This is a genomic window from Devosia sp. MDV22-iso42 (genome assembly GCF_058629155.1).
On the sequence record NZ_JBZVWR010000006.1, the window covers coordinates 636787 to 658463 of the forward strand.

The window sequence follows — 21677 nt, forward strand, 5'->3', positions numbered from 1 at the left end:
TATGGAGCATGGTCGTATCGCCCCGGTCGCAGCAGGGAAAATATCCAACCAACCAGTTGAACCGCGGCCGTTCGGGGTGCAGTTTCCCGGGCCTGATCAGGTTCACCCGCTGAACCGGCCCCTTGTGGAGAAGAAAATGAAACTCGCGAAAATCCTGCTTGCGGTCGGTGTGCTGGCCGTGGCCACCCCGGCCTTCGCCCAGACCGCGCTCGACGCGGTCAAGACCGCCGGCGCGCTGCGCATCGGCACCGAAGGCACCTATGCGCCCTTCACCTTTCACGATGCCAGCGGTGCGCTGGTCGGCTTTGACGTCGAGATCGGTCGCGCCATCGCCGAAAAACTTGGTGTCGAGGCTGAGTTCGTCGAAGGTCCGTGGGACGGGCTGATCGCCGGCGTGGACGCCAATCGCTACGACGTGGTGATCAACCAGGTCGGCATCAACGCCGAGCGGCAGGCCAAGTACGACTTCTCCGAACCCTATATCGCTTCCAAGGCGGCGCTGGTGGTGCGGGAAGACAATACCGACATCACCAGTTTCGAGAGCCTTGCCGGCAAGAAGGCGGCGCAGACGCTGACCAGCAATTTCGGCAAGCTGGCACAGGAATATGGCGCAGAGATCGTGGGCACGGAAGGCTTTGACCAGTCGATCGCTTTGGTCATCCAGGGCCGCGCTGACGCCACCATCAATGACAGCCTGTCGTTCTTCGACTTCAAGACGCAGCAGCCCGATGCCGAAGTAAAGGTCGTCGCCACCGCCGCCGACGCCGATTTCTCCGGCGTACTGCTGGCCAAGGGCAAGCCCGAGCTGCTGGCGGCGATCAATGACGCGCTGGTCGCGATCAAGGCCGACGGCACCTATGCGGAAATTTCGCAGAAGTACTTTGGCGAAGACGTCTCGCAGTAACCTGCAAATCGCCTAGTATCGACAGGGATCGGCCGATCAACGGCCGATCCCTTCTTCTTGAGGACCGCCCGATGCCGCCCTGGCTTTCACTAATGACGGACGCGCTGCCTTCCCTGCTCTGGGCGTGCCTGATCTTCACCATTCCCCTGACGCTGCTATCCTTCGTGCTGGGGCTGGGGGTCGGCTTTCTGGCGGCGGTGGCCCGGCTGTTCGCGCCCAGGCCGATCGCGGCCATTGTCCGCTTCTATGTCTGGATCATCCGCGGCACGCCGCTGCTGGTGCAGCTGTTCCTGATCTTTTATGGCCTGCCCAGCGTCGGCATCGTGCTCGATGCCTTTCCGGCAGCGCTGATCGGCTTTACCCTCAATGTGGGAGCCTATACGTCCGAGATCATCCGCGCCGTGCTGCTGGCGGTCCCCAAGGGCCAGTGGGAGGCCGCCTATTCGATCGGCATGACCTGGGCGCAGGCCATGCGTCGCACCATCCTGCCGCAGGCCACGCGGATCGCCGTACCGCCGCTGTCGAACACCTTCATCTCGCTGGTCAAGGACACCTCGCTGGCCGCCGCGATCACCGTGCCCGAGCTGTTCCGGGCCGGGCAGCGCATCGTTGCAACCAGCTATGAACCGCTGATCATCTATGTGCAGGTGGCGCTGATCTACCTGGTTGTCAGTTCGGTGCTGTCGAGCCTGCAGGCGCATGTCGAGAAGCGCTATTCCCGCTATGGCGGCTATATCGAGGCGCAGTCATGATCACCGTCCAAGACATCCACAAGAGCTTTGGCGACAACCACGTACTCCAGGGCGTCAGCATTACCGTGCCGGAGGGCGGCGTGACCGCGCTGATCGGCGCGTCAGGCAGCGGCAAGAGCACGCTGCTGCGCTGCGTCAACCTGCTGGAAATGCCGCAGTCCGGCGAGGTGCGTATCGATGACGCTGCGATCCGGTTCACGCCGGGGGGCAAGGTCGGCCAGGACGCCATCCTGGCACTGCGGCGCAAGACCGGCATGGTGTTCCAGAATTTCCAGCTTTTTCCGCACCTGACGGCCTTGGAAAATGTCATGGAAGGCTTGCTGGTGGTGCTCAAATGGCCGCGCGAGCAGGCGCGGCAGCGGGCGCTCGAACTGCTCGACAAGGTGGGCATGACGGCCAAGGCCGATGCCTGGCCATCGAGTCTGTCGGGCGGCCAGCAGCAGCGCGTGGCAATCGCCAGGGCGCTGGCCCCTGCGCCAAAGGTGCTGCTCTGCGATGAACCGACCTCGGCGCTCGATCCGCAGCTGGCGGGCGAAGTGGTGGAGGTGCTGGCGCAACTGGCGCGCGAAGGCACGACCATGCTGATGGCGACGCACGATCTGCGTCTGGCTGCTACCATTGCTAGCAATGTGGTGTTTCTGGAAGGCGGCGAGGTGGTGGAAACCGGCAGCGGAGCGGATGTCTTTCACCACCCGCGTGACGCCCGAACAAAGCGGTTTGTCTCAACGCTAACTGCGCAGGTTTCGGGCCTCTAGTGGCGTGAAACCGCCAGCTTGCCGCAGATGGGAGGGCTGACTGCGTGCGGCTGCGCACCAGAATTGGCCATTTGATTTTGCATGACGTCCATTCATCGCTGGTCAATTTGGCCGCAGTCTGGTCCGCGCTAAGACGTCGGCCAGGCAGCGGTGGTCCGCTGTCCCCGACCGAAAGGATACGAACGATGACTGAGATACACGCTCTTGATGCACAAGCCGGCACGGTGCGCGGTGGTGTACGCTGGCTGCTGCGGGGCGAGGCCCTGGCGATCATGCTTGCGACGACAGCCGCCTTCTTCGTCTCCGGCGCCAGTCCCTGGCTTTACGCCATCGTGTTCTTCATGCCCGATCTGAGCTTTGCGGCCTATGCGATCAACGCCCGTGTCGGAGCGGCCGCCTACAATGCCGTGCACAGCTATATCCTGGCCGTGCTGCTGGGCGGGCTTGGCTGGCTGCTTGGCGTCGACCTGCTGTGGCAAATCGCGCTGGTTCTCGGAGCGCATGCGGGCTTTGACCGCAGCCTGGGCTATGGACTGAAATATGCCTCCGGCTTCGGTCACACCCATCTCGGCAGCATTGGCAAGGCTCGGTGACGTCGGACGGCGCAATGGGAGGCTAGAACCGGCCCATGGCCTCTCTGACCTTGGCCAAAAAGCCCGATAGTGAGGCCGGGGTGCAGTTGTTCATGTCGTAGTGCGCCAGATAGCGTGGGCGGGTGCGAAAGGTGACCCAGGCCCAGCGCATGGCGAGGCGACGGGGCGGATCGCCCATCACCCAGCTGCGGAAACGGTCGCCGCCATAGCTGGTGACGAAGGCGACTTTCCTGATGTTATCCAGGCACGGCACCAGCTTGCCGCGATCGTCGCCCCCCTCCATGACGAAGGAGACACCGGGCAGGAAGACGCGGTCGAAATAGCCCTTGAGGATGGCCGGATAGCCGTAGTTCCACACCGGATGGACGATCACCAGCGCCTCGGCGGCGCGCAGGCGATCGACATAGGGCTTGATGGAGGGCGTCAGGTTGCCCGGCACGTCATGATAATTCAGACGCTCCGCGCGCGTCATGACGGCGGGAAATTCTTCTGCGTAGAGATCGAGCGGATCGACGGTATGACCGGCGGCCTCGAGGCTTTCGACCACGGCGGTGAACAGGGCGCGATTGTAGCTGGTCTCGACCGGGTGGGCGTGAATGACGTGAACGCGCATCAGGCAGGACCAACCGGGCTGAGACCGTTGAACAGCCAGGCCTTGCCGGCCGAAAAGTCGAAATCGGGATTTTCCCAGGCGACCATCTTGCCCGGATTGAGCATGCCCTTGGGATCGGCCTGGCGCTTGAAATCGAGCTGCTTCTGGTCGGTGCGCTTCATGCCGCCCTCTTCGAGCGTATAGCGATGGGGATTGAACACGTCGCAGCCATTGGCCTCGTGGATGGCGACGATCTCGTCGAGTCGGGCTTCACTGGTGTAACGGACCAGTGGCAGGCCCGAGAGGGTGACGACGCCGTCCTGGCGGGTGATTTCGAGATGGACAGGCAGTTCATCGCCCAGGATGGAAATGATCTTTTCGAGATGGGCAATGCTGGGATAGCGCGTCTGCAGGTAGGTGATGGTGGGATCGACCTTGAGGGCCCGCAAAGTGGTGTGGTTCCAGGCCAGCTCATAGACCGGCGGCAAGCGCTTGAGCTCTTCCTCGGTGGCGGTGTCGGAGCGGTAGCGCAGGTCGCCCTTGTGGTGGCTGATGAACAGCGTCATGGCGGCCACCGCGACCGGGGCCACCATCAGCAAGACCACGGACTGCCCCTCCTTGAGATATGGCTTGTGACGGTTGAAGTAGGCGTCGGGAATGGGGGCGGCGTAGCTGGAGACTTCCTTGACCAGCAGGCCATCCTGCAGGGCCACGGCCTGGCCGAACCGGGTGGCGGCGATGAAATCGTCAAAGCCGACCACCATGTCGATCCAGGCATGGGACTGGGTCAGCGGCATCTCGGCTTCGACGATGATGCCATTGGTGCCATAGGCATGGGCGACCTTGAGGATGTCCTCGCCCTGCAGATCCAGCTCGCGCGGCTCGGCCTCGCAGGTGATGACCTTGAGGCCCAGGATGCTGCCCAGATTGCGCAGACCGCCCCAGCGCACCGAGCCGACGCCGCCCGAGCCGCCGGCGATGAAGCCGCCGATGGAGGCCATGCGATAGGTCGAGGGGTGGAAGCGCAGTTCGGCGCCGACCTTGGCGATGGTTTCCTCGTCGATCTTTTCCATCACCGCGCCGGCCTGGGCCCGCACCCGGTCCGGCTTGATGTCGAGCACCTTGTCCATGTTCATCAGGTTGAGCATGGCGCCGCCCGAGAGCGGCATGGCCTGGCCGTAATTGCCGGTGCCGGCGCCGCGCGGGGTGATGGCGACGCCATGCCGATAGGCGGCGGCCAGCACGGTCTTGACTTCGTCATTGCTGCGCGGCGAGACGACGATTTCGGCTGTGACGTGGTCAAGCTTTTCCTTGAGCACGGGCGAATACCAGTAATGGTCTCGGCTGCGCTGCTGGACGATGCGGGGATGGTCTTCAACGGGAATGTCGCCGAGCTCGGCGCGGAAGCTGGATATGGTCACGGCACTTGTCCCATCAGGTCGTCGAGTTCGCGGTAATCAGGCAGGGTGGTGTCGATGGCGGCGCCGGCGCGCAGCACGGTGCGTCCGGCTTGCGGCCGGCTCATCAGTTCGCTCCAGCTGCGAGCGCCAAACACCACCAGATCGGCGGGGGCATTGGCGGCTAGTTCGGCCGTATAGGCAAAGCCGGCAATGGCGGCCGGATCGGCGCCGACCGACCGGGCCCAGGCGAAGGCGTCGGACTGGGGGTGATCGAACTGCAGGATGCGGGCACCTTCGCGCAGCACCTCGAAGCCGTCGAGATCGCCATAGGCATAGAAAGGGTCGCGGGTATTGTCCGAGGCGATGGCCACCGGCACGCCGGCGGCCTTGAGCTCATTGAGCAGGGTGACGCCGCGCCAGCGCGGCGTGCGGGTGCGCCCGACATTTTCGCGGTCCTGCAGGTACATGTTGCACATGGGCAGGGAGACGACCGCGACGCCGGCTTGGGCCACCTTGGCGATGACGCGCTGGGCGACATCGTCAGACTGTACGGCCAGCGAGCAGCAATGGCCGGCCGTGACCTTGCCGGTGAAACCGGTTTCGATGACGGCATCGGCCAGGCTTTCGAGCGCATTGGCAGAGGGATCGGGGGATTCGTCGGTATGCAGGTCGATGTCGAGGCCAAGCTCGCCGGCGATGTCGAGCAGGCGGCGCATGATGGCGGGATTGTCCGGGTGTACCGCGGTGGAGCCGCCCAGCACACCGCCGGCCGCCTTGATGCGGGTGGCAATGTCGCGCAAGGCGACGGGATCGAGAATGGTATCGGGGCCCATCAGGCCGACGCCCTGCAGCTCGATGCGCCCCGCCCAGCGCGTGCGCATGGCCTCAAAGACGTCCCAGGTGATGGAATGCTGCGGCGGCGCCATGTCGAGATGGGTGCGGATGGCGGCGGTGCCGTGGGCATAGGCGCAGCGCAGGGCGAAATCCATGCGCCGTTCGATATCGGCGGCGGCCCAGTTGGCCTGGCGGTCTTCGAGCACCGCCATGAGCGCACCAATCCAGGTGCCGTCGGGGTTCTGCTTGCGGGGCCAGATATGGCCCTTGTCGAGATGGGTATGCAGATCGACAAAGGCCGGCAGGACAATGCCACCCCCGAGGTCGATGGTGTTGGGTCCGGACGCGGTCCCGGCCGGCAATAGGGCGGCAATGGCGCCACCGGCAACCACGATATCGACGCGGTCGAGCGCGCCCGAGGTGGCCTCGCCCATGACCGAGACCGGCACGGACGCATTGGCCAGGACATAATGTCCGTCGGCGGGAATGGTGACGGCCATGCTCAGTTCTCCCGCCGGATGGCGCTTTCGTGCCAGCGATGCAGCACCAGCCAGGAGATCAGCGAGGTGATGGCAAAGATGGCGATGCCGATGATGCTCAGCATGATCAGGCAGACGAACATGCGCGGCAGGTTCATGCGGTACTGGCTTTCGATCAGCCGGAAGGCCAGGCCCGAGCCCTGCCCGGCCGAGCCGGCGGCGAATTCGGCCACGACGGCGGCGATCAGCGCCAGGCCGCCGCCGATGCGCAGGCCGGCCATGAAGTAGGGCATGGAGGCAGGGATCTTGAGGTAGAACAGCGTCTGCCAGCCCGAGGCCCCATAGAGCTCGAACAGATTGAGCAGGTTGTGATCGACGCTTTTGAGCCCCTGGGCCATGTTGGACAGGATCGGAAAAAAGGCGACGAGAAAGGCGCAGATCAGCAAAGCCGTCTGGGTATCAGGGGCATAGATCAGCAGCAGCGGGGCAATGGCGATGATCGGGGTGACCTGCAGCACCACGGCATAGGGAAACAGGGCCAGCTCGAGCAGGCGTGACTGGACGATCAGGATGGCCAGCCCGACGCCGCCGATCAGCGCCAGAGCCAGGGCCATCAGCGTGATCCGAATGGTCACCAGCATGGCCGGCCACAAGGTGCTTGAGTCCGTGAACAGCGCCGTCACCACGTCGACCGGACCGGGCAGGATATAGCGCGGGATGTTGTTGATGCTCACCAGCAACTGCCAGCCAAGGATGGTCAGCAGCAGCGTGGTGAGCGGGATCACCACCCGCAGGATCTTTTCGCGGCGCGGCGTACCGGCCAGCAGGACGCCAGCGGCGCTATCGGTGCCAGCTTCGCTGGCGACGACATGTATCTGGCTCATTAATGCACCTCTGCGGCGCCGATGGCGCGTTGGAGGGCGTCCGAGACGTCCTGACAGGTTTGCCTGTAGGCCTCGGACACGCGATAGGCCTGATTGCGCTCGGCCGGCTGATTGACCGCCATATCGGTAAAGACCTGGCCCGGACGGGCCCGCATGACCACGATGCGGCTCGACAGATAGGCCGACTCATAGACCGAATGGGTCACGAAGATCACCGTGACACCGTGCTGCTGCCAGAGGCGCAGGACGTCGTCATTGAGCTTTTGCCGGGTGATTTCGTCCAGCGCCGCGAAAGGTTCGTCCATCAGCAGCAGCTTGGGTCGGGTGACCATGGCGCGGGCGATGGAGACGCGCATGCGCATGCCGCCCGAGAGTTCGCGTGGATAGGATTTGGCGAAGTCAGCCAGGCCGACCGAGGCGAGGTTGTCCATGATGGTCTCGGTCGCCGCCGCCCTGGAGATGCCGCGCAGCTTGAGCGGGAGATGGACATTGTCGAAGACTGTGGCCCAGGGCATCAGCGTGGGATCCTGAAAAACAAAACCGACGTCGCCCTCGGGAAGTCCCCTGGAATTGATGCTGGAGGATGGCCAGTCGATGCTGCCCGAGGATGGCGCACCCAGTCCGGCAATGATGCGCAAGGCGGTGGACTTGCCGCAGCCCGACGGGCCAAGCAGCGAGATGAACTCGCCGGCCTTGACGTCGAGCGACATGTTCTTGAGCGCCAGCGTGCCATTGGAAAAAATCTTGGACACGTCGCGTATTTCCACAACGAGGCGGCGCGTGTTCTGGACCGGCGCGGCGGTGGCCGCGGAAGAAGCAGTTTCTATCACTATGCAAACCCGGATTAGGGTCAAACGGCGCGAGCAGGATCGCCCGCGCCGATATCATTCAGGCAGCCGGATTACTTGACGAGGTCCATGCCGACGCTCTTGCAGGTGAACTGTGTCGTATAGGCCTTAGAGATGTCGACGCCCGCCTCGTAGACGCCGGCCGTGATCATCTTGTCGTAGAATTCGCTCCAGCGCGCATCGGTCATGCAGCCAATGCCGCTGGTCTCGGCATCGCCGGAGACGACGATGCCATATTCCTTGAGTTTCTCGATGGAATAGGCGATCTGGCCGTCGGTCATTTCTGGATTGTCGGCCTTGATCAGTTCATTGGCGGCGGCGTTGTCGCCGTAAAGATAGTTATACCAGCCTATGGCTGTGGCATCGACGAAGCGCTGCACCAGGTCGGGATTGGCGTCGACGATTTCCTGCCGCGTCTCGATGGTGGTCGAATAGGGATCGTAGCCGTAGTCGGCGAGCAGGAAGACCTGCGGATCCCAACCGGTCTGCTTGCCGATCTCATAGGGCTCGGACGTCAGATAACCCTGCTGCACCGCTTTGGGATCGGCGATGAACGGGGCCGGATTGAAGGTGTAGGGCTCGTACATTTCATCGGCAAAGCCGGTGAAGGCCGATTTCATCCAGGGCCAGTAGCCGGCAAAAAAGCTGTCCTTGCCCATGATGATCTTGCTGGCGCCCGAAAGGCTGGCCAGATCGGTAAAGCCAGCATCGGGATGGGCCAGCAGCACCTGCGGGTCCTTCTGGAAGATGGCGGCGACGGCCAGAACGGGAATGCCTTCCTTGACCGAGTCGATGGTGGACATGCCGCCCATGTAGAAATCGAGCTGACCGGCAATGAGCAACTGCCCGTTGGGCGCCTGCGGCCCGCCCTGGCGGATGCTGACATCGAGGCCATACTTCTCGTAGGTGCCATCGGCAACCGCCTGATAGTAGCCGCCGTGTTCGGCCTGGGCCAGCCAGTTGGTGCCAAAGGTGACGGCGTCCAGTTCCTGGGCAGATGCTGCCGTGGCGGTCATCGCCATGGCCGCCAGCATGATCGTCTTGATAGAACCCTGCATAATGCGCTCCCTGCGCGGCGTCTTGTTGCCGCCGCCGAATATTGTCGCGGCCGATACCGCCAATCGGAGAGAGTTCCGCATTCGCCACTAACTGTGAAGCCAAAAAATAGGCACTCACAGTGAATGCCTGCCATGCGTGCAAATGAGTCATTTCTCCACTGGTCAACCGCGCGATCGGCCATTATCGTTCGCGCAGAAATTGTGGACCGCCATGCTCACCACGCTCGCCCCCCCCGATATCCACCCACCCTTTGCAGCTTACAGCCATGGCATTGTCGTGCCGGCAGGACAGCGCCTGGTGTTTTGCTCGGGACAGTTGGGCATCGGCGCCGACAAGCAAATTCCTGTCGATTGCGCCGGTCAAGCCCGAATCTGCTTTGCCAATATTGCCGCCATCCTGCGCGAGGCGGGGCTGGGGATGGAACATGTGGTGCGCATCAATGCCTATGTGACGGGTCGGGAGCACCTGGCCGACTATATGGCGGTGCGCAATGGCCTGTTTGCGCCCCCCTTCCCGGCATCGACGTTGATGATCGTTGCCGGGTTTGCCCGCCCGGAATTCGTCGTTGAAATCGAGGCCATTGCGGCCGGACCTGCCTAAAGGACACACATAGTGCGCAAGATCTGGTGGACCGATTTCGCGGCCCGTGAATTCAACAATCTCGACCCCGAAAAGACCATCGCCATCCTGCCCATCGCCGCCGTGGAGCAGCATGGTCCGCACTTACCGGTGGGGACCGACACGATCATCAATACCGAGATGATGAATCTGCTCGTGGCACATGCGCCAGCGGACCTCGATATCCGCGTGCTGCCGGTGCAGGCGATCGGCAAATCCAACGAGCATATCTGGGCCAGGGGGACAATTACCCACACCGCCACCAACCTGATCGACGCCTGGACGCAGATCGGGCTGGAGGTGGCGCGTGCCGGCATCCGCAAGATCGTGTTCGTCAACTCGCATGGCGGCAATGAGGAGATCATGGGCATCGTCGCGCGCGAGTTGCGCGTCCGCGCCGGCATGCTGGCGGTCAAGAGCGGCTGGCGCTTCACGCCCGAGGGTGTGCTGAGCGATCTCGAACGCCGACACGGCATTCACGGCGGCGATGCTGAGACCTCGCTGATCCTGCATTTTCGACCCGATCTGGTCGATATGGACCGCGCCGAGGATTTTGTCTCGGTTGCCGCCCGGGACGAACAGCAGTTCCGCTATCTGCGGCCCACCGGCGCCTTCGGCCATGTCTATGCCTGGAGCGCCGATGATATCAATCCATCCGGCGCGGTGGGCAATGCAGCGATTGCCACCGCCGAAAAGGGGCGTCTCATCGCCGAGGCCAATGTGGCCGGCATGCTCGACATGCTGGCCGAGGTGGTGGCCATGCCGCTGCCCGGCGCCCGCTAGCGGACAAAACCCAGGGGGATCGCGACAGCCTTGCTGGCCAGCCCGGCACCGGCCGGGATGGGCGGAAAGGGCGCGGCGCGGGCCACGGTATCGAGCGCGGCCTGATCGAGCACCGGATTGCCCGAAGAGGCCTGGATGCGCAGTCCGGAAAGCGCGCCGCTTGCCGAGACGGTGAAACTGACCAGAACATCGCCCGAGGCACCATTGGCAGCGCGCGGATAGCGCTGGGCGCTGGCCAGCTTGCGCCGTATTTGGCGCTCCCAAGGCGCGATTTCCGCCGTGCCGCCGCCGCCGGTACCAGCCTGCTGCCCAGCAGCCGCCTTGCCGGCTGCCGCGTCCGCGGTGTTGGGGCCGCCATTGCCAGCGGCCTGGGCAGGCGGCGGTGGCGGCGCCGGTTTGCGCGGGGCGGCGGGACGCGGCGTTGGGGCACTTGGACGGGTGAAGCTGAGGGTCTGCGGGACGGGCGCCGTCTTAGCATCAGAAACGGCCACCGGTTCAATGGCTTCGGCGGGCGCAGGAAGGACCGACCCGACCCTGGTTTCGTCGGGCGTGCTGGGTTCGAGCGGCGCGATAGAAGCAGCATCGAGGGCAGCGACCGTCGTGGCCAGAACGCTGGGAACCGCATTTGACAGGCTGGACAAGATTGAGGCAGGCGCCGACGGCTCGATCGTCGCGATGGCAGCAACCGGCAACGGCTGCACAGGCTGGGCTTGCGCCGGTTCGACTGGCGTCATGGTCTCGGATTCGACCGGCTCGACCGTCTGGCTCTGCACGGCTTGGGCGCCCGCCGAGACCTGGTCGTGCGTCGACATGGATTCCTGCGTGGCCGTCAGATTGGTCGAGACGGTTTCCATGGTGACGATGTCAACCGTCACCGCACCGGGCGCCGGGGCGTCCTCGGGCTGGGGCCAGACAAAGCCCAACAGGGCCGTGCCGAAAATACCGGCATGCACCAGGACTGAGCCTGACAGGGCATAGCGCATGGATCAGGGCGTCCCGGCTGGCGTCGTGACCAGGCCGATGCGGGCATAGCCGGCGGCCGCCAGCTCGCCCATGACCGCCATGACGGTGCCGTAGCTGGTGGTGGTATCGCCGCGCACATAGAGCCGCTCATCGGTGCCCTCGACGGCCAGTTCGGCGACCGCGGCGACCAGCGTATCGAGCGTTTGCGGCGCCTCGTCGATGGAAAGGGCGCCATCGGGCTCGACGGTAATGGTGATCGGCCGGGATTTGGGCGGCAAGGACTGCGCGCGGGTTTGCGGGAGATCGACCGGCACCCCCATGGTCATCAGCGGGGCGGCCACCATGAAGACGATAAGCAGCACCAGCATGACATCGACCATGGGGGTGATGTTGATCTCGCTGATCGGCGCCCTGCCCCGGCCGCGCCTGGCCTTGCCGCCCAATGCCATGCCCATCAGAGGGACCTTCCCGCATCTAGCTGGCGCGACAGCAGCGCCACCAACCGGTCGGCAAAGCCCTCGAGCCGGGCAATCAGCTTGCCGGAGTCAGCGCTGAGCTTGTTGTAGGCAATGACTGCCGGGATGGCCGCCAGCAGGCCCAAAGCGGTAGCCAGCAGCGCCTCGGCAATGCCGGGAGCGACGACGGCCAGGCTGGTATTTTCAGCGGCGGCAATGGCGGTGAAGGCATTCATGATGCCCCAGACGGTGCCGAAAAGCCCGATAAAGGGGCCGGCGCTGCCAATGGTGGCGAGAAAGCCGAGGCGCTTCTCCAGCTCGGCGCTCTGTTCGCTGACGGCCAGATCCAGCGCGATCTCGAGCCGGCTTTGCAGGCCGATAGCGGTGGCGGCCTGGGCGGCGTGGCTCTTGTCCCATTCCTCCATGGCGGCAAGGAAGACCGCGGTCAGGCCGGTCTGGTCGTGCCCGGCATAGTCATTGCGCAGGTCAGCCAGCGGGCGGCCCGAGGCAAAGGCCTGGTCGAAGGCGGCCATGGCCTTGCGCGCCCGGGCATAGGCAGCAAGGCGATTGGCGATGATGGCCCAGACATAGACCGAAGCGATGACGAGGCCGATCATCACCGATTTGACGACCCAGTCGGCCTGCATGAACAGGGCGAACATGGAAAAGTCATGGGCTGGGAGCGTTTCCATGCGGGCTTTCTCAGATGCCAAAGGTGATGTCGGGGCGGCTCGTGGTGACGAGATTGCCGAGGCATGCGGTGGGGGCGATATCGGTACCCTCGCAGGCGGTGATGTCGTTAATCAGCAGGCGGCCGAGCTGGGGACAGGCCAGGCCCGCCAGCTCGAACTGCAGCACCTTGGTCTTGCCGGGGCTGAGTGCCTTGAAGTCAAGGGTGACAATGCGGTCGATGCCGCCATCCTGAAGGAAGAAGGCGATCTCGACGGCCACCCGATCGATCTGTCCAGCCAGGCGATTGGTGGCGAGGAACGTGACGCGACACCCGGCTTCTGCCGGCTGCAGGGCATTGAGCTCAAGCGCCAGCCCGGATTTGGCGGCGCTCTCCTGCGCCAGCGCGGGCTGGAGGGCGACAATGGTCAATAGGGCAGCGATGACAGGACGAAGCATCAGGCAACCTTGCTGGCATGGACCACGGGGGCGCTGGACTGCACCGATTGTGGCAAGACGAAAGGAACGGCGCGACCGGGCAAGGCGCCCACGCGCAGCGGGCAGTCGAAGACGCGGGCGATCAGCGCATCGGAGAGGACCTCCTGGGGGGTGCCGGCGCCCGCCACCCTGCCCTCACGGAGCGCGACGATGTGGTCGGCATACATGGCAGCCAGGTTGAGATCGTGCAGGATGGCAATAACGCCGCCACCGGCGGCGGCATATTGGCGCGCGACGTCCATGATCATCAACTGGTGGCGGATATCGAGGCTGGAGACCGGCTCATCGAGAAACAGATAGCGCGGTACGCCGTCCAGCACCGGTATCCATACCTGGCAGAGGACGCGAGCCAGCTGGACGCGCTGCTGCTCGCCGCCAGACAGTTCGCCGTAAAAGCGCCCGGCAAAGCCGGTGAGGTCCACCTGCGACAGGGCCGCATCGGGCAAGTCGCGCAGGAATCCGAGGGAAACGCCAGGCCGGCCGGCAGTCAGACCCAGGGCCACCACTTCGCGCACGGTGAACGGAAAAGGCAGGCTGCTCGCCTGGGGCAGCACGGCACGGAGCGTCGCTGCCGTCGCCAAGTCCATCCTGGCGACATCGCGGCCGTTGACAGTGATGCTGCCGCTATAGGCGAGGTCGCGGCAGAGGGCTTTGAGCAGCGTGGATTTGCCGGAGCCATTGGGGCCGATGATGGCGGTCACAGCGCCCGCCCTGGCGGCTAAGCTGACACCGTCGAGGATACGATGTAAGCCGATCTGCACGGCTATATTGTCGACTTGGATCATGGTCTCACCAGGCAAAAGCCGCGCGCTTGCGCAGCAGGATCCACAGGAAAAACGGACCGCCGACCGCCGCGGTCACGATGCCGATAGGCAGTTCTGCCGGAGCGACGATCACCCGGCTGATGGCATCGGCGAGCAGCAGGAAGGACGCGCCCAGCAAGGCCGTGGCGGGCAGCAGGTAGCGGTGGTCCGGGCCGATCACCAGCCGCAACAGATGCGGCACGACAATGCCGACAAAGCCGATGCCGCCGCTGACCGCGACCGAGGCGCCGGTGGCGGCCGCGACGGCGACCACGACCACGCGCTTGAAGCGCTGCACGGGAATGCCGAGATGACCCGCCGTTGCCTCGCCCAGGGTGAGGGCATTGAGCCCCTTGCCCAGAAAGGCGGCGACGAAGAGGGCAGCCAGAATGATCGGCCCCGAGGCCATGACCTTGGTCCAGTTGGCACCGGACAGCGATCCAAGCCCCCAGAAGGTCAGGTCGCGCAACTGGCTGTCGGTGGCGATATAGACCAAGACGCCAGTAATGGCGCCAGCCAAGGCGCCCAGGGCAATGCCGGCCAGCAGCATGGTGGCAATGGCGGTCTGGCCGGCGCGGGTGGCGACCCGATAGAGAACGAAGGTGGTGAGCAGGCCGCCGGCAAAGGAAGCCAACTGCAGGGCATAGATGCCCAGAAAGGCGGTCAGCGGTGCCAGAGCCGTGGTGCCCAGCACGATGATGCCCACAGCACCGAGGCCGGCGCCCGCCGAAACGCCAACCAAGCCGGGATCGGCCAGCGGGTTGCGAAACAGGCCCTGCATCAGCAGGCCCGAGACCGCCAGGGCGGCGCCGATCAGCACGCCCAGCACCATGCGCGGCAGGCGGATATTGTAGATCACCGCATGGTCCCGCAGAGCCTGCAGCTCGCTGGCGGGCGCCATGCCGAACCAGCTGTAAATGAAGCTGCCGGTCGAGACCCCCGAGGCGCCGGTGGTCATGGAAATGACCATGGCGCCGAGCAGCACGCCGACCAGAGCCAGTACGGTGAACCGGCCCAGCGCGCTGCGGTCGCCGGAGGGCGTTGCCGTTGTCAGGCGGTCGATGGACATGACTGCCATTGGGCTACTCGCCGTACAGGGCGTCGACCAGTTCCGACACGGCATCTGCCGTGCGGGGGCCGAAACCGAGCAGATAGGAGCCTTCGAGCCGGATGATGGCGTGGTCGCGGCCGGCCGGCGTAAGCGCGATGGCGGGATGGCCAAACAGTTCGGAGTCGGTGGCAACGTGGTCGCCGCCCCGGTCCATCATCAGAATGACGTCGGGCGCGGCGGCGATGATCGCCTCTTCGGTGAGCGCCTTGTAGCCGGAATAATCGGCAATGACATTGACAGCGCCGGCCATGGCGATGATGCCGTCGGCCGCCGTATCGGTACCTGAGGCCTGGATCTTGCCGCCATCGGTAGAGAGCACGAAGAGGACACGCTTGCGTTCGGCGATATCGACCGTACGGGCGGCGACAGCCTTGAGTGCCGCATCGAGTTCGCTCGCCAGGGCTTCGGCTTTTTCCGCGACATCAAGAGCCTGGCCGACGGCGCGCACCTTGGTCAGGATGGCCCCGGCGCTATAGCTTTCGGGCACTGCCTGATATTCGACCCCGGCAGACGACAGCACCTCCAGCGCCTCGGGCGGGCCACTGCCTTCGAGCACCAGCAAGGCGCTGGGCGACACCGACAGCACGCCTTCAGGCGCCAGACGACGCATATAGCCGACATCGGGGAGTTCGGCTGCAGCCGCGGGATAGACGGCGGTCTGGTCACGCGCGACCAGGCGTCCCTCCTCACCCAGAGCAAAGATGATTTCGGTGAGGGAACCGCCGATCGATACGAGGCGCGAACTGTCGGCGAAGGGATGCAGGTCCTGGGCGGCGGCTGGCGCCGCCAGAGCTGTCAGGAGTGCCAAGGCGACGGTAAAGCGATGAAATGAATAGGTCATGGACATCTCAGGCAGCATGGGACTGGGCAAACAGTGGCAAGGACTCCACGATGGCGCGCCATTCGCTGCGCTCGGCACTGCCCTCATGGCGCTTGCTGAAGAACTGGATGATCAGCTCGCGATTGGCGTCATAGACTTCCACCGAGGTCACATGGCCGTCGGCGGTCGGCTTGCGCACCGCCCAGACCGCGGCAACCTGGTCGAGGCGCAGGTGCAGGTGGAAGGTGTCGTCCATCACGTTAAGCCAGGGCCCCACGGGCTTGACGGTCTGTATCGGGCCGGAATGGATCTGGATGCAGCCGTGATTACCGACAAAGGCCATGATCGGCAGCTGTTCGGCGACGGCGGCCTCGAACAGGGCGGACACCGCGGCATGATCGAGCTGGAAGGCCAAATCTTCGCCGACCATTTCGAGCGCATCCATGCGATGCAGGTTGAGTTCGCGCAGCAAGCCGAAGAACTGGTGGGTGTCGGTCATGGCAGACCAGCGCTCGCGCAGTTGGTCCACCCCGGCCGGCGCCCCCAAGACTTCTGGCGTCTTTGGCGGCGACAGGGTGATGGCATCGACCTGATCGGGGTGACGCAGATTGTCGATCAGGACAGCCCAGGCTTCGAGGTTGGTGACCGGGCGCGCATGCACCTTGTGGATGGCCATGCCCCGATGGTCGAAAAACTGCAGCGAGCGGCGTACAGCGCCGTCTTCGGCGACCTTGTCTACGGCAAAGCCGAAGGCCCATTGGCCGGGGAAAACGCGCAGGTCGATCTGGGCACCCAGAACCATCGAGGCCCGCGCGCCAAAGACCACCTTTTCATAGGGGCCGATCTTTTCGTGCACCGCGCTCTCGTTGCGGGTCAGCGCCATGACCTCGCCGCAGGCCGTCAGGCCATTGAGCAGGGTGTCGACATCGGGCCGCAGGCGGACGGCGCCGGCGCCGACCTGGGAGGCGACCAGTTCCGCCTCCGAAATGGCGTGGATGCGCGCAAAGTCGCGCTCGCGCATTTCGGGGTGCAGCGCGCGCAGTTCGCGGATTTTGGCAGGCGTTTTTGCAACAGGGATTGGAGTCATGGCGATGGCCTATTTGGTCAGAATGAGCTTGTCCTGGCGGGTGACGCGCAGGCGATAATGAGCGCCGTTGTGCACAACCACGATCTCGTCCGCGCCCTCGAACAGCTCAGCGCTGGTAAAGGTGCGCTGGCCGGATGGTGGCGAGGGCCTGGTCTCAAGGTGCTGCGGCAAATCGTTTTTTGGCGTCACACATGCCTCGTCTGGTCGCGGCAGCAACAACCTGGACAGGGTGTCGCGGTGCCTCACTATTAGTTGACTCTGATAATCATGTTATCTAGATCATGCAATAGGTGATTATTGAGGTCAGCTTTAAAAGCGACACGATCACCGTCAGCCAGCCATCCGCCAGCCAATCCAAAAACACGAGACGACTGGAGAGAATAATGGGGCTGGTAAGATCACAGGCGGCGGCACTGATGTGTGGCGTGGCGCTGGGCGTGATGGGTGTGCAGGCCAGTGCTGCACAAGCCGTCAACGTCAATGCAACCAATGTAACACTGCTGGAGCGCCTAGTGATCGGTGCCGGCAAACCCAAGGTAGCCATCGATACGCCGCAGGCGGTGACCGTGGTCAACCAAGATGACATCGATGCCGCACAGGCCACCACAATTGGCGACGTGCTCGATACGGTGCCCGGTGTGACGCTGATCGGCTCGGAACGTGTCCTGGGAGAATCGTTCAACATCCGCGGCATCGGCACGGCGGAGACCTCGGGTGACGAGGCCCGCATCGTGGTCAATGTCGATGGCGCCAAGAAGTTCTATGAGCAGTACCGGATGGGTTCCTTCTTCTCCGATCCCGAGCTCTACAAACAGGTCGAAGTGCTGCGCGGGCCGGCGTCATCGACGCTCTACGGTTCGGGCGCACTGGGCGGCGTGATCAACTTCACCACCAAGGACGCCTCCGACTTCATCGCCGAGGGCAAGACGGGCGCGGCTCGCCTCAAGACCCAGTACAGTTCGAACGGCAATGGCACACTGGTGTCGGGCGTGCTGGCGCAGCAGGTCAATGAGACCTTCGACATTCTGGCGACCGGCAACTGGCGGCGCTCGGACGTCTTTACCCTGGCCAATGGTCAGGCGCTGTCGGGCTCCGACTTTGCGGCCCTGTCGGGGCTGGTCAAGGGCACAGCGCGGTTCGGCGATAATGACGAGCAGGCGCTGCGCCTGTCCTATCAGCGCTGGAGCAGCAATGCGGACAACCAGGATTATGCCCAGACCGGCACCCAGGCGGCTTTCGGCAAGGTAGACCGCGACGTACTCGATCAGACCGCGGTGCTGAGCTACGAAAATGACGACAGCGACAATCCCTGGGTGGACCTCAAGGCCAATGTCTCGTTTTCCGATACCGCCGTGTCGCAGACGAAGTCGGCCGTCGGCAGCTTCGGCACTGCCGAATATGGCTATCGGACGTGGCAGGCCAATATCGAGAATACTTCGGAGTTCGATACCGGCGCCTGGGAGCACTATCTGACCTATGGCGTGCAGGGCTCGTTCCAGGACCGGATCGGCTACACGACCCTGGCCGTGCCCGATCCCGGCATCACCACGCACCCCGAAGGCCAGGAGAAGCGGCTCGGTCTATTCGTGCAGGATGAAGCGATCCTCGATGAGCGGCTGACCCTGATTGCCGGCGTGCGCGGCGACTTTGCGTGGCAGACGCCCAAGCGCACCACCAAGGGCGAGGTCAATATCGACGACTCCGCGATCTCGCCCAAGCTCGCGGCGCTGTATGATCTGAACGACAATGTGTCGATCTTTGGCTCGATCGCGCATACCGAACGCATGCCAACGCTGGACGAGCGCTACCAGTACAATGCCACCAAGACAGCAAGCCTGGGGCTGAAGAAGGAAAGCTCCAATTCCGTCGAGGCCGGCTTTGCCCTTTCCGGCTACGAGCTGGTGCAGGACGGCGACCAGGCCAGCGTCAAGGTCACTGGCTATTACAGCGACCTCACCAACATGATCGAGTCATCTCCTTCGGTGGTCGGCAATCCCTACCACCGCAATATCGGTGAAGCCACGATCTATGGCGTGGAAGTCGAGGGTGCCTATGAATCGGAGAGCCTATTCAGCCGTATCGCCTATTCGGCAACGGTGGGAACAAACGATCTGACCGGCGCGGCACTGACCTCGATCCCGGCGCACAAGCTGGTCCTCACCTTGGGCAGCCGCATTCCGGAATACGAACTGGAATATGGTGTCAAAGCGACGCTGGTCGCGGCTACAGAAACCGGCGTGACCCCGGCAGCGGGCGGCTCCACCGCCACCAATGGCTATGCCACGCTGGACCTGTTCTCGTCCTGGCAGCCCACCAACGGCGCCTTTGCCGGTACCGAGTTGCGCGCCTCGATCGACAATGTGCTCAATGCCGACTTCCGCGACAACCAGCAGGCCGATCGCTCAACGGGGCGGACTTTCAAGCTGTCGCTGGCGAAGCAGTTCGACTGGTAAGCATCGCGTTACGGGCCCTCGCAGATCTGCGGGGGCCTTCTCTTTGTGCGTTCGGCTCAGCCGATCATGAGATGGCGGATCTGGGTGTAGTCGATCAGCGATTGCATCGACAGATCAGAGCCATAGCCGGAGTTCTTCATGCCGCCATGCGGCATTTCGGTGGCCATAACACCGTGGGTATTGATCCAGGTGACGCCATATTCCAGCGCATTGGCCAGGCCCATGGCCGTGCCGGTATCGCGCGACCAGACCGACGATCCCAGGCCATATTCCGAATCGTTGGCCCAGCCCAGAGCCGTCTGTGCATCCTCAAACGGGGTGATGCTCAGCACCGGGCCGAAGACTTCCTTCTGGACGATTTCGGCGTCGATGGGTGCGGCGACCAGGGTGGGGGCGAAGAAATACCCGCCTGATTCAGCTGCAGTGCCCTGCATGACGTCGGCGCCGGCAGCGCGGGCGCGGCTGACAAAGCCGTCGACACGCTCAAGCTGGCGCTCGCTGATCACCGGGCCAAATTCGACATCGTCGCGATCGGGCTGGCCATAGACCAGCGAGCCGATCATGGTCTCCAGCTTGTCGGTCAGGGACTGGGCGATATTGGCCTGGACGAAGATGCGGCAGGCGGCGGTGCAATCCTGGCCGGCATTGTAGAAGCTGGCCTCGCGCAGCGTCTCGACCAGCTTGTCGAGATCGGCATCCTCGCAGACGATCACCGGCGCCTTGCCGCCGAGCTCAAGATGGGTGCGCTTGATCATCGGGCCGGCGGCCGCCTGCAGGACGGCCCGGCCGGTGCGGACATCGCCGGTCAGCGAGATCATGCGCACGGTGTCGTGCGAGATGAGCCGCTGGCCGACATCGAGGCCATTGCCGCAGATGACGTTGACCACGCCGGGCGGCAGGACCTCGGCAAAGATCTTGCCCAGCTCGAGCAGGCTGAGCGGCGTCAGTTCGCTGGGCTTGATGACCACGGTATTGCCTGCGGCAATGGCCGGCGCAATTTTCCAGGCCGACATCAGCAGCGGGTAGTTCCAGGGGGCGATCTGGGCGACGACGCCGATGGGGTCGCGGCGGATCAGGCTGGTGAGAGCGGGTGAGCGGAAATTGCCGGCAGCGGGGGCCGGCATGTTACGGACGGCGGTGGCGTAAAAGCGGAACACGTCGGCGACATTGGCCAGTTCCCCGCCCTTGACGAAGCGCAGCGGCTTGCCGGCATTGCGCGATTCAACGCTGGCCAAAGTATCGGCCCGTTCCTCGATCAGATCGGCAATGCGCCAAAGGGCGGCGCTGCGCTGTTTTGGCGTGGTCTTGGCCCAGCTCTTGAAGGCAGCAGCAGCCGCGGCGACGGCGGCATCGACCTGGGCCGGACTTGCCGAGGCGACTTCGGCCAAAAGCGTGCCGCGAGCCGGCTCGAAGGCGACTTCAACCGCGCCCTGCCCCTCGACAAACGCGCCATTGATGAACAGCCGGGTCTCGAATTCGGTCATGGGGTCAACTCCGGAGCTTTGGCTGGCTGATAATGGGTACGGGCGGCCTGTCCGACATAGTGCCAGAAGGCCAGGTCATGCGGGCGCTCCTGCGGCCGCCATTCGGGATGCCACTGTACGGCAAAAACCGGCGCCGGCGTGGCGGTGGCCGCTATGGCCTCGATAATGCCGTCCGGACCGGTGGCATTGACCATCAGGCCAGGCGCCAGCCGATCGATGGTCTGGAAGTGCACGCTGTTGACGGTCAGCGCGTCGCTGCCCGTCACGCCAGCCAGGACACCGCCAGGCGACAGCGCGATCGGGTGGGCGTGGCCGAACATGGCGTCGAGATCGGCGTCGTCAGAGGCGTGGTGCAGCCCTGCCCCGTCGGCGCTGCGCATGTCGCGCAACGTGCCGCCCAGGGCGACGTTGATTTCCTGCAGGCCGCGACAAATGCCGAAGACCGGCTTGCCGGCGGCGATGGCCGCCTGGATCAGCGCCGTGCTCAGCACGTCGCGCGCCGAATCGATGGGCGCCTGCCCAGGATGGTCCGAACCATAGTGGACCGGGTCGATATTGGAGTTGCTGCCCGTCAGCAGCACGGCATCGAGACGCGCCACGATGTCGGTCGCATTGGCAGCGGACTGATGGGAGGGGATCAGCAGCGGCACCGCGTCGGCAAAGCGCTCCACGCCCTCAATATAGCGGTGTTTGACGATCTGGGCGGGCTCGCCTTCGACGGCACGACCGCAGGCGATGATGCCAATGACGGGACGGTGCTGTTCTACCATGTTGCCTGGGCCTTTGGGATGCGGAAGGCCGAGGCCTCCCTAAAGTGCGTGGCACCTGCTAGG

General features: G+C 64.2%; 24 protein-coding genes. 7 read left to right on the forward strand and 17 right to left on the reverse strand.

Features of this window, described 5'->3' with window-relative positions; genetic code table 11:
* Positions 1–136: 136 nt before the first annotated feature.
* The 4 genes from AC4NN3_RS04745 to AC4NN3_RS04760 all read left to right on the forward strand — a co-directional run bounded on the left by AC4NN3_RS04745 (position 137) and on the right by AC4NN3_RS04760 (position 3004).
* On the forward strand, positions 137–904 hold the full coding sequence (locus AC4NN3_RS04745) for an amino acid ABC transporter substrate-binding protein (RefSeq protein ID WP_491925948.1): 768 nt from the start codon (positions 137–139) through the stop codon (positions 902–904).
* 71 nt (positions 905–975) lie between these two features.
* The gene (locus AC4NN3_RS04750; protein WP_491925949.1) at positions 976–1656 is read left to right on the forward strand and encodes an amino acid ABC transporter permease; all 681 of its coding nucleotides are present in this window, start codon (positions 976–978) and stop codon (positions 1654–1656) included.
* Positions 1653–2411, forward strand: coding sequence for an amino acid ABC transporter ATP-binding protein (locus tag AC4NN3_RS04755; RefSeq protein WP_491925950.1), 759 nt, complete (start codon positions 1653–1655; stop codon positions 2409–2411). Before AC4NN3_RS04750 ends, AC4NN3_RS04755 begins: the two co-directional genes overlap by 4 nt.
* A 185-nt stretch (positions 2412–2596) precedes the next feature.
* On the forward strand, positions 2597–3004 hold the full coding sequence (locus AC4NN3_RS04760) for a DUF4260 domain-containing protein (protein WP_491925951.1): 408 nt from the start codon (positions 2597–2599) through the stop codon (positions 3002–3004).
* Between the two features lie 22 nt (positions 3005–3026).
* Here the strand turns inward: AC4NN3_RS04760 and AC4NN3_RS04765 are convergent, their stop codons facing one another.
* The 6 genes from AC4NN3_RS04765 to AC4NN3_RS04790 form a co-directional block, all read right to left on the reverse strand.
* Positions 3027–3617: an NAD(P)H-dependent oxidoreductase gene (locus AC4NN3_RS04765; RefSeq protein WP_491925952.1), complete on the reverse strand. Its 591-nt coding sequence runs from the start codon at positions 3615–3617 to the stop codon at positions 3027–3029.
* Entirely contained in the window at positions 3617–5017 is a 1401-nt protein-coding gene (locus AC4NN3_RS04770) for an FAD-binding oxidoreductase (RefSeq protein ID WP_491925953.1), read from the reverse strand. Before AC4NN3_RS04770 ends, AC4NN3_RS04765 begins: the two co-directional genes overlap by 1 nt.
* Positions 5014–6330 carry a cytosine deaminase gene (locus AC4NN3_RS04775; RefSeq protein WP_491925954.1) on the reverse strand — a complete coding sequence of 439 codons (1317 nt, stop codon included), beginning with the start codon at positions 6328–6330 and terminating at the stop codon, positions 5014–5016. The genes AC4NN3_RS04770 and AC4NN3_RS04775 overlap by 4 nt, the downstream gene beginning before the upstream one ends.
* Positions 6331–6332: 2 nt before the next feature.
* On the reverse strand, positions 6333–7193 hold the full coding sequence (locus tag AC4NN3_RS04780; RefSeq protein ID WP_491925955.1) for an ABC transporter permease: 861 nt from the start codon (positions 7191–7193) through the stop codon (positions 6333–6335).
* The gene (locus AC4NN3_RS04785; protein ID WP_491926462.1) at positions 7193–7903 is read right to left on the reverse strand and encodes an ABC transporter ATP-binding protein; all 711 of its coding nucleotides are present in this window, start codon (positions 7901–7903) and stop codon (positions 7193–7195) included. The genes AC4NN3_RS04780 and AC4NN3_RS04785 overlap by 1 nt, the downstream gene beginning before the upstream one ends.
* Before the next feature lie 191 nt (positions 7904–8094).
* On the reverse strand, positions 8095–9099 hold the full coding sequence (locus AC4NN3_RS04790; RefSeq protein WP_491925956.1) for an ABC transporter substrate-binding protein: 1005 nt from the start codon (positions 9097–9099) through the stop codon (positions 8095–8097).
* Positions 9100–9310: 211 nt separating this feature from the next.
* Between AC4NN3_RS04790 and AC4NN3_RS04795 the strand changes: the two genes are divergently transcribed.
* Both AC4NN3_RS04795 and AC4NN3_RS04800 read left to right on the forward strand, forming a co-directional pair.
* Complete coding sequence (locus AC4NN3_RS04795) at positions 9311–9700, forward strand: RidA family protein (protein ID WP_491925957.1); 390 nt, start codon at positions 9311–9313, stop codon at positions 9698–9700.
* A 9-nt stretch (positions 9701–9709) separates the two neighbouring features.
* Entirely contained in the window at positions 9710–10501 is a 792-nt protein-coding gene (locus AC4NN3_RS04800) for a creatininase family protein (RefSeq protein WP_491926463.1), read from the forward strand.
* On the opposite strand, the gene AC4NN3_RS04805 is transcribed toward AC4NN3_RS04800, so the two are convergent.
* The 9 genes from AC4NN3_RS04805 to hemP are packed head-to-tail and all read right to left on the reverse strand — an operon-like array spanning position 10498 to position 17096.
* Positions 10498–11484 carry an energy transducer TonB gene (locus AC4NN3_RS04805; RefSeq protein WP_491925958.1) on the reverse strand — a complete coding sequence of 329 codons (987 nt, stop codon included), beginning with the start codon at positions 11482–11484 and terminating at the stop codon, positions 10498–10500. The genes AC4NN3_RS04800 and AC4NN3_RS04805 overlap by 4 nt on opposite strands.
* 3 nt (positions 11485–11487) lie before the next feature.
* Positions 11488–11919, reverse strand: a complete 432-nt coding sequence (locus tag AC4NN3_RS04810) for an ExbD/TolR family protein (RefSeq protein ID WP_491925959.1) — start codon at positions 11917–11919, stop codon at positions 11488–11490.
* Positions 11919–12611: a protein TolQ gene (tolQ, locus tag AC4NN3_RS04815; protein WP_491925960.1), complete on the reverse strand. Its 693-nt coding sequence runs from the start codon at positions 12609–12611 to the stop codon at positions 11919–11921. Before tolQ ends, AC4NN3_RS04810 begins: the two co-directional genes overlap by 1 nt.
* A gap of 10 nt (positions 12612–12621) precedes the next feature.
* A complete protein-coding gene (locus tag AC4NN3_RS04820; protein WP_491925961.1) occupies positions 12622–13047 on the reverse strand; it encodes a hypothetical protein in 426 nt (141 codons plus the stop codon).
* Positions 13047–13871: a heme ABC transporter ATP-binding protein gene (locus AC4NN3_RS04825; RefSeq protein WP_491925962.1), complete on the reverse strand. Its 825-nt coding sequence runs from the start codon at positions 13869–13871 to the stop codon at positions 13047–13049. Before AC4NN3_RS04825 ends, AC4NN3_RS04820 begins: the two co-directional genes overlap by 1 nt.
* Positions 13872–13875: 4 nt before the next feature.
* A complete protein-coding gene (locus AC4NN3_RS04830; protein WP_491925963.1) occupies positions 13876–14967 on the reverse strand; it encodes a FecCD family ABC transporter permease in 1092 nt (363 codons plus the stop codon).
* A gap of 4 nt (positions 14968–14971) precedes the next feature.
* A complete protein-coding gene (locus tag AC4NN3_RS04835; RefSeq protein ID WP_491925964.1) occupies positions 14972–15841 on the reverse strand; it encodes a heme/hemin ABC transporter substrate-binding protein in 870 nt (289 codons plus the stop codon).
* A gap of 7 nt (positions 15842–15848) precedes the next feature.
* Entirely contained in the window at positions 15849–16907 is a 1059-nt protein-coding gene (locus AC4NN3_RS04840) for a hemin-degrading factor (RefSeq protein WP_491925965.1), read from the reverse strand.
* Positions 16908–16916: 9 nt separating this feature from the next.
* Complete coding sequence (gene hemP, locus AC4NN3_RS04845; protein WP_491925966.1) at positions 16917–17096, reverse strand: hemin uptake protein HemP; 180 nt, start codon at positions 17094–17096, stop codon at positions 16917–16919.
* A gap of 194 nt (positions 17097–17290) precedes the next feature.
* Here hemP and AC4NN3_RS04850 point away from each other — a divergent pair, with 194 nt between their 5' ends.
* Positions 17291–19360 carry a TonB-dependent receptor domain-containing protein gene (locus tag AC4NN3_RS04850; protein WP_491925967.1) on the forward strand — a complete coding sequence of 690 codons (2070 nt, stop codon included), beginning with the start codon at positions 17291–17293 and terminating at the stop codon, positions 19358–19360.
* Positions 19361–19416: 56 nt separating this feature from the next.
* On the opposite strand, the gene AC4NN3_RS04855 is transcribed toward AC4NN3_RS04850, so the two are convergent.
* Together AC4NN3_RS04855 and AC4NN3_RS04860 are read right to left on the reverse strand one after the other, a co-directional pair.
* Positions 19417–20844, reverse strand: coding sequence for an aminobutyraldehyde dehydrogenase (locus tag AC4NN3_RS04855; RefSeq protein ID WP_491925968.1), 1428 nt, complete (start codon positions 20842–20844; stop codon positions 19417–19419).
* Positions 20841–21614, reverse strand: coding sequence for a gamma-glutamyl-gamma-aminobutyrate hydrolase family protein (locus tag AC4NN3_RS04860; RefSeq protein ID WP_491925969.1), 774 nt, complete (start codon positions 21612–21614; stop codon positions 20841–20843). Before AC4NN3_RS04860 ends, AC4NN3_RS04855 begins: the two co-directional genes overlap by 4 nt.
* Positions 21615–21677 lie beyond the last annotated feature (63 nt).

Bases quoted from the DNA above. Each gene is read 5' to 3' on its own strand.
- AC4NN3_RS04795 (WP_491925957.1), top strand. From the start codon at position 9,311: ATGCTCACCACGCTCGCCCCCCCCGATATCCACCCACCCTTTGCAGCT.
- AC4NN3_RS04850 (WP_491925967.1), top strand. From the start codon at position 17,291: ATGGGGCTGGTAAGATCACAGGCGGCGGCACTGATGTGTGGCGTGGCG.
- AC4NN3_RS04810 (WP_491925959.1), bottom strand. From the start codon at position 11,919: ATGGGCATGGCATTGGGCGGCAAGGCCAGGCGCGGCCGGGGCAGGGCG.
- AC4NN3_RS04855 (WP_491925968.1), bottom strand. From the start codon at position 20,844: ATGACCGAATTCGAGACCCGGCTGTTCATCAATGGCGCGTTTGTCGAG.
- AC4NN3_RS04785 (WP_491926462.1), bottom strand. From the start codon at position 7,903: ATGTCGCTCGACGTCAAGGCCGGCGAGTTCATCTCGCTGCTTGGCCCG.
- AC4NN3_RS04765 (WP_491925952.1), bottom strand. From the start codon at position 3,617: ATGCGCGTTCACGTCATTCACGCCCACCCGGTCGAGACCAGCTACAAT.
- AC4NN3_RS04820 (WP_491925961.1), bottom strand. From the start codon at position 13,047: ATGCTTCGTCCTGTCATCGCTGCCCTATTGACCATTGTCGCCCTCCAG.
- tolQ (WP_491925960.1), bottom strand. From the start codon at position 12,611: ATGGAAACGCTCCCAGCCCATGACTTTTCCATGTTCGCCCTGTTCATG.
- AC4NN3_RS04780 (WP_491925955.1), bottom strand. From the start codon at position 7,193: ATGAGCCAGATACATGTCGTCGCCAGCGAAGCTGGCACCGATAGCGCC.
- AC4NN3_RS04830 (WP_491925963.1), bottom strand. From the start codon at position 14,967: ATGGCAGTCATGTCCATCGACCGCCTGACAACGGCAACGCCCTCCGGC.
- AC4NN3_RS04825 (WP_491925962.1), bottom strand. From the start codon at position 13,871: ATGATCCAAGTCGACAATATAGCCGTGCAGATCGGCTTACATCGTATC.
- AC4NN3_RS04750 (WP_491925949.1), top strand. From the start codon at position 976: ATGCCGCCCTGGCTTTCACTAATGACGGACGCGCTGCCTTCCCTGCTC.
- AC4NN3_RS04790 (WP_491925956.1), bottom strand. From the start codon at position 9,099: ATGCAGGGTTCTATCAAGACGATCATGCTGGCGGCCATGGCGATGACC.
- AC4NN3_RS04835 (WP_491925964.1), bottom strand. From the start codon at position 15,841: ATGACCTATTCATTTCATCGCTTTACCGTCGCCTTGGCACTCCTGACA.
- AC4NN3_RS04760 (WP_491925951.1), top strand. From the start codon at position 2,597: ATGACTGAGATACACGCTCTTGATGCACAAGCCGGCACGGTGCGCGGT.
- AC4NN3_RS04745 (WP_491925948.1), top strand. From the start codon at position 137: ATGAAACTCGCGAAAATCCTGCTTGCGGTCGGTGTGCTGGCCGTGGCC.
- AC4NN3_RS04860 (WP_491925969.1), bottom strand. From the start codon at position 21,614: ATGGTAGAACAGCACCGTCCCGTCATTGGCATCATCGCCTGCGGTCGT.
- AC4NN3_RS04805 (WP_491925958.1), bottom strand. From the start codon at position 11,484: ATGCGCTATGCCCTGTCAGGCTCAGTCCTGGTGCATGCCGGTATTTTC.
- AC4NN3_RS04775 (WP_491925954.1), bottom strand. From the start codon at position 6,330: ATGGCCGTCACCATTCCCGCCGACGGACATTATGTCCTGGCCAATGCG.
- AC4NN3_RS04755 (WP_491925950.1), top strand. From the start codon at position 1,653: ATGATCACCGTCCAAGACATCCACAAGAGCTTTGGCGACAACCACGTA.
- AC4NN3_RS04840 (WP_491925965.1), bottom strand. From the start codon at position 16,907: ATGACTCCAATCCCTGTTGCAAAAACGCCTGCCAAAATCCGCGAACTG.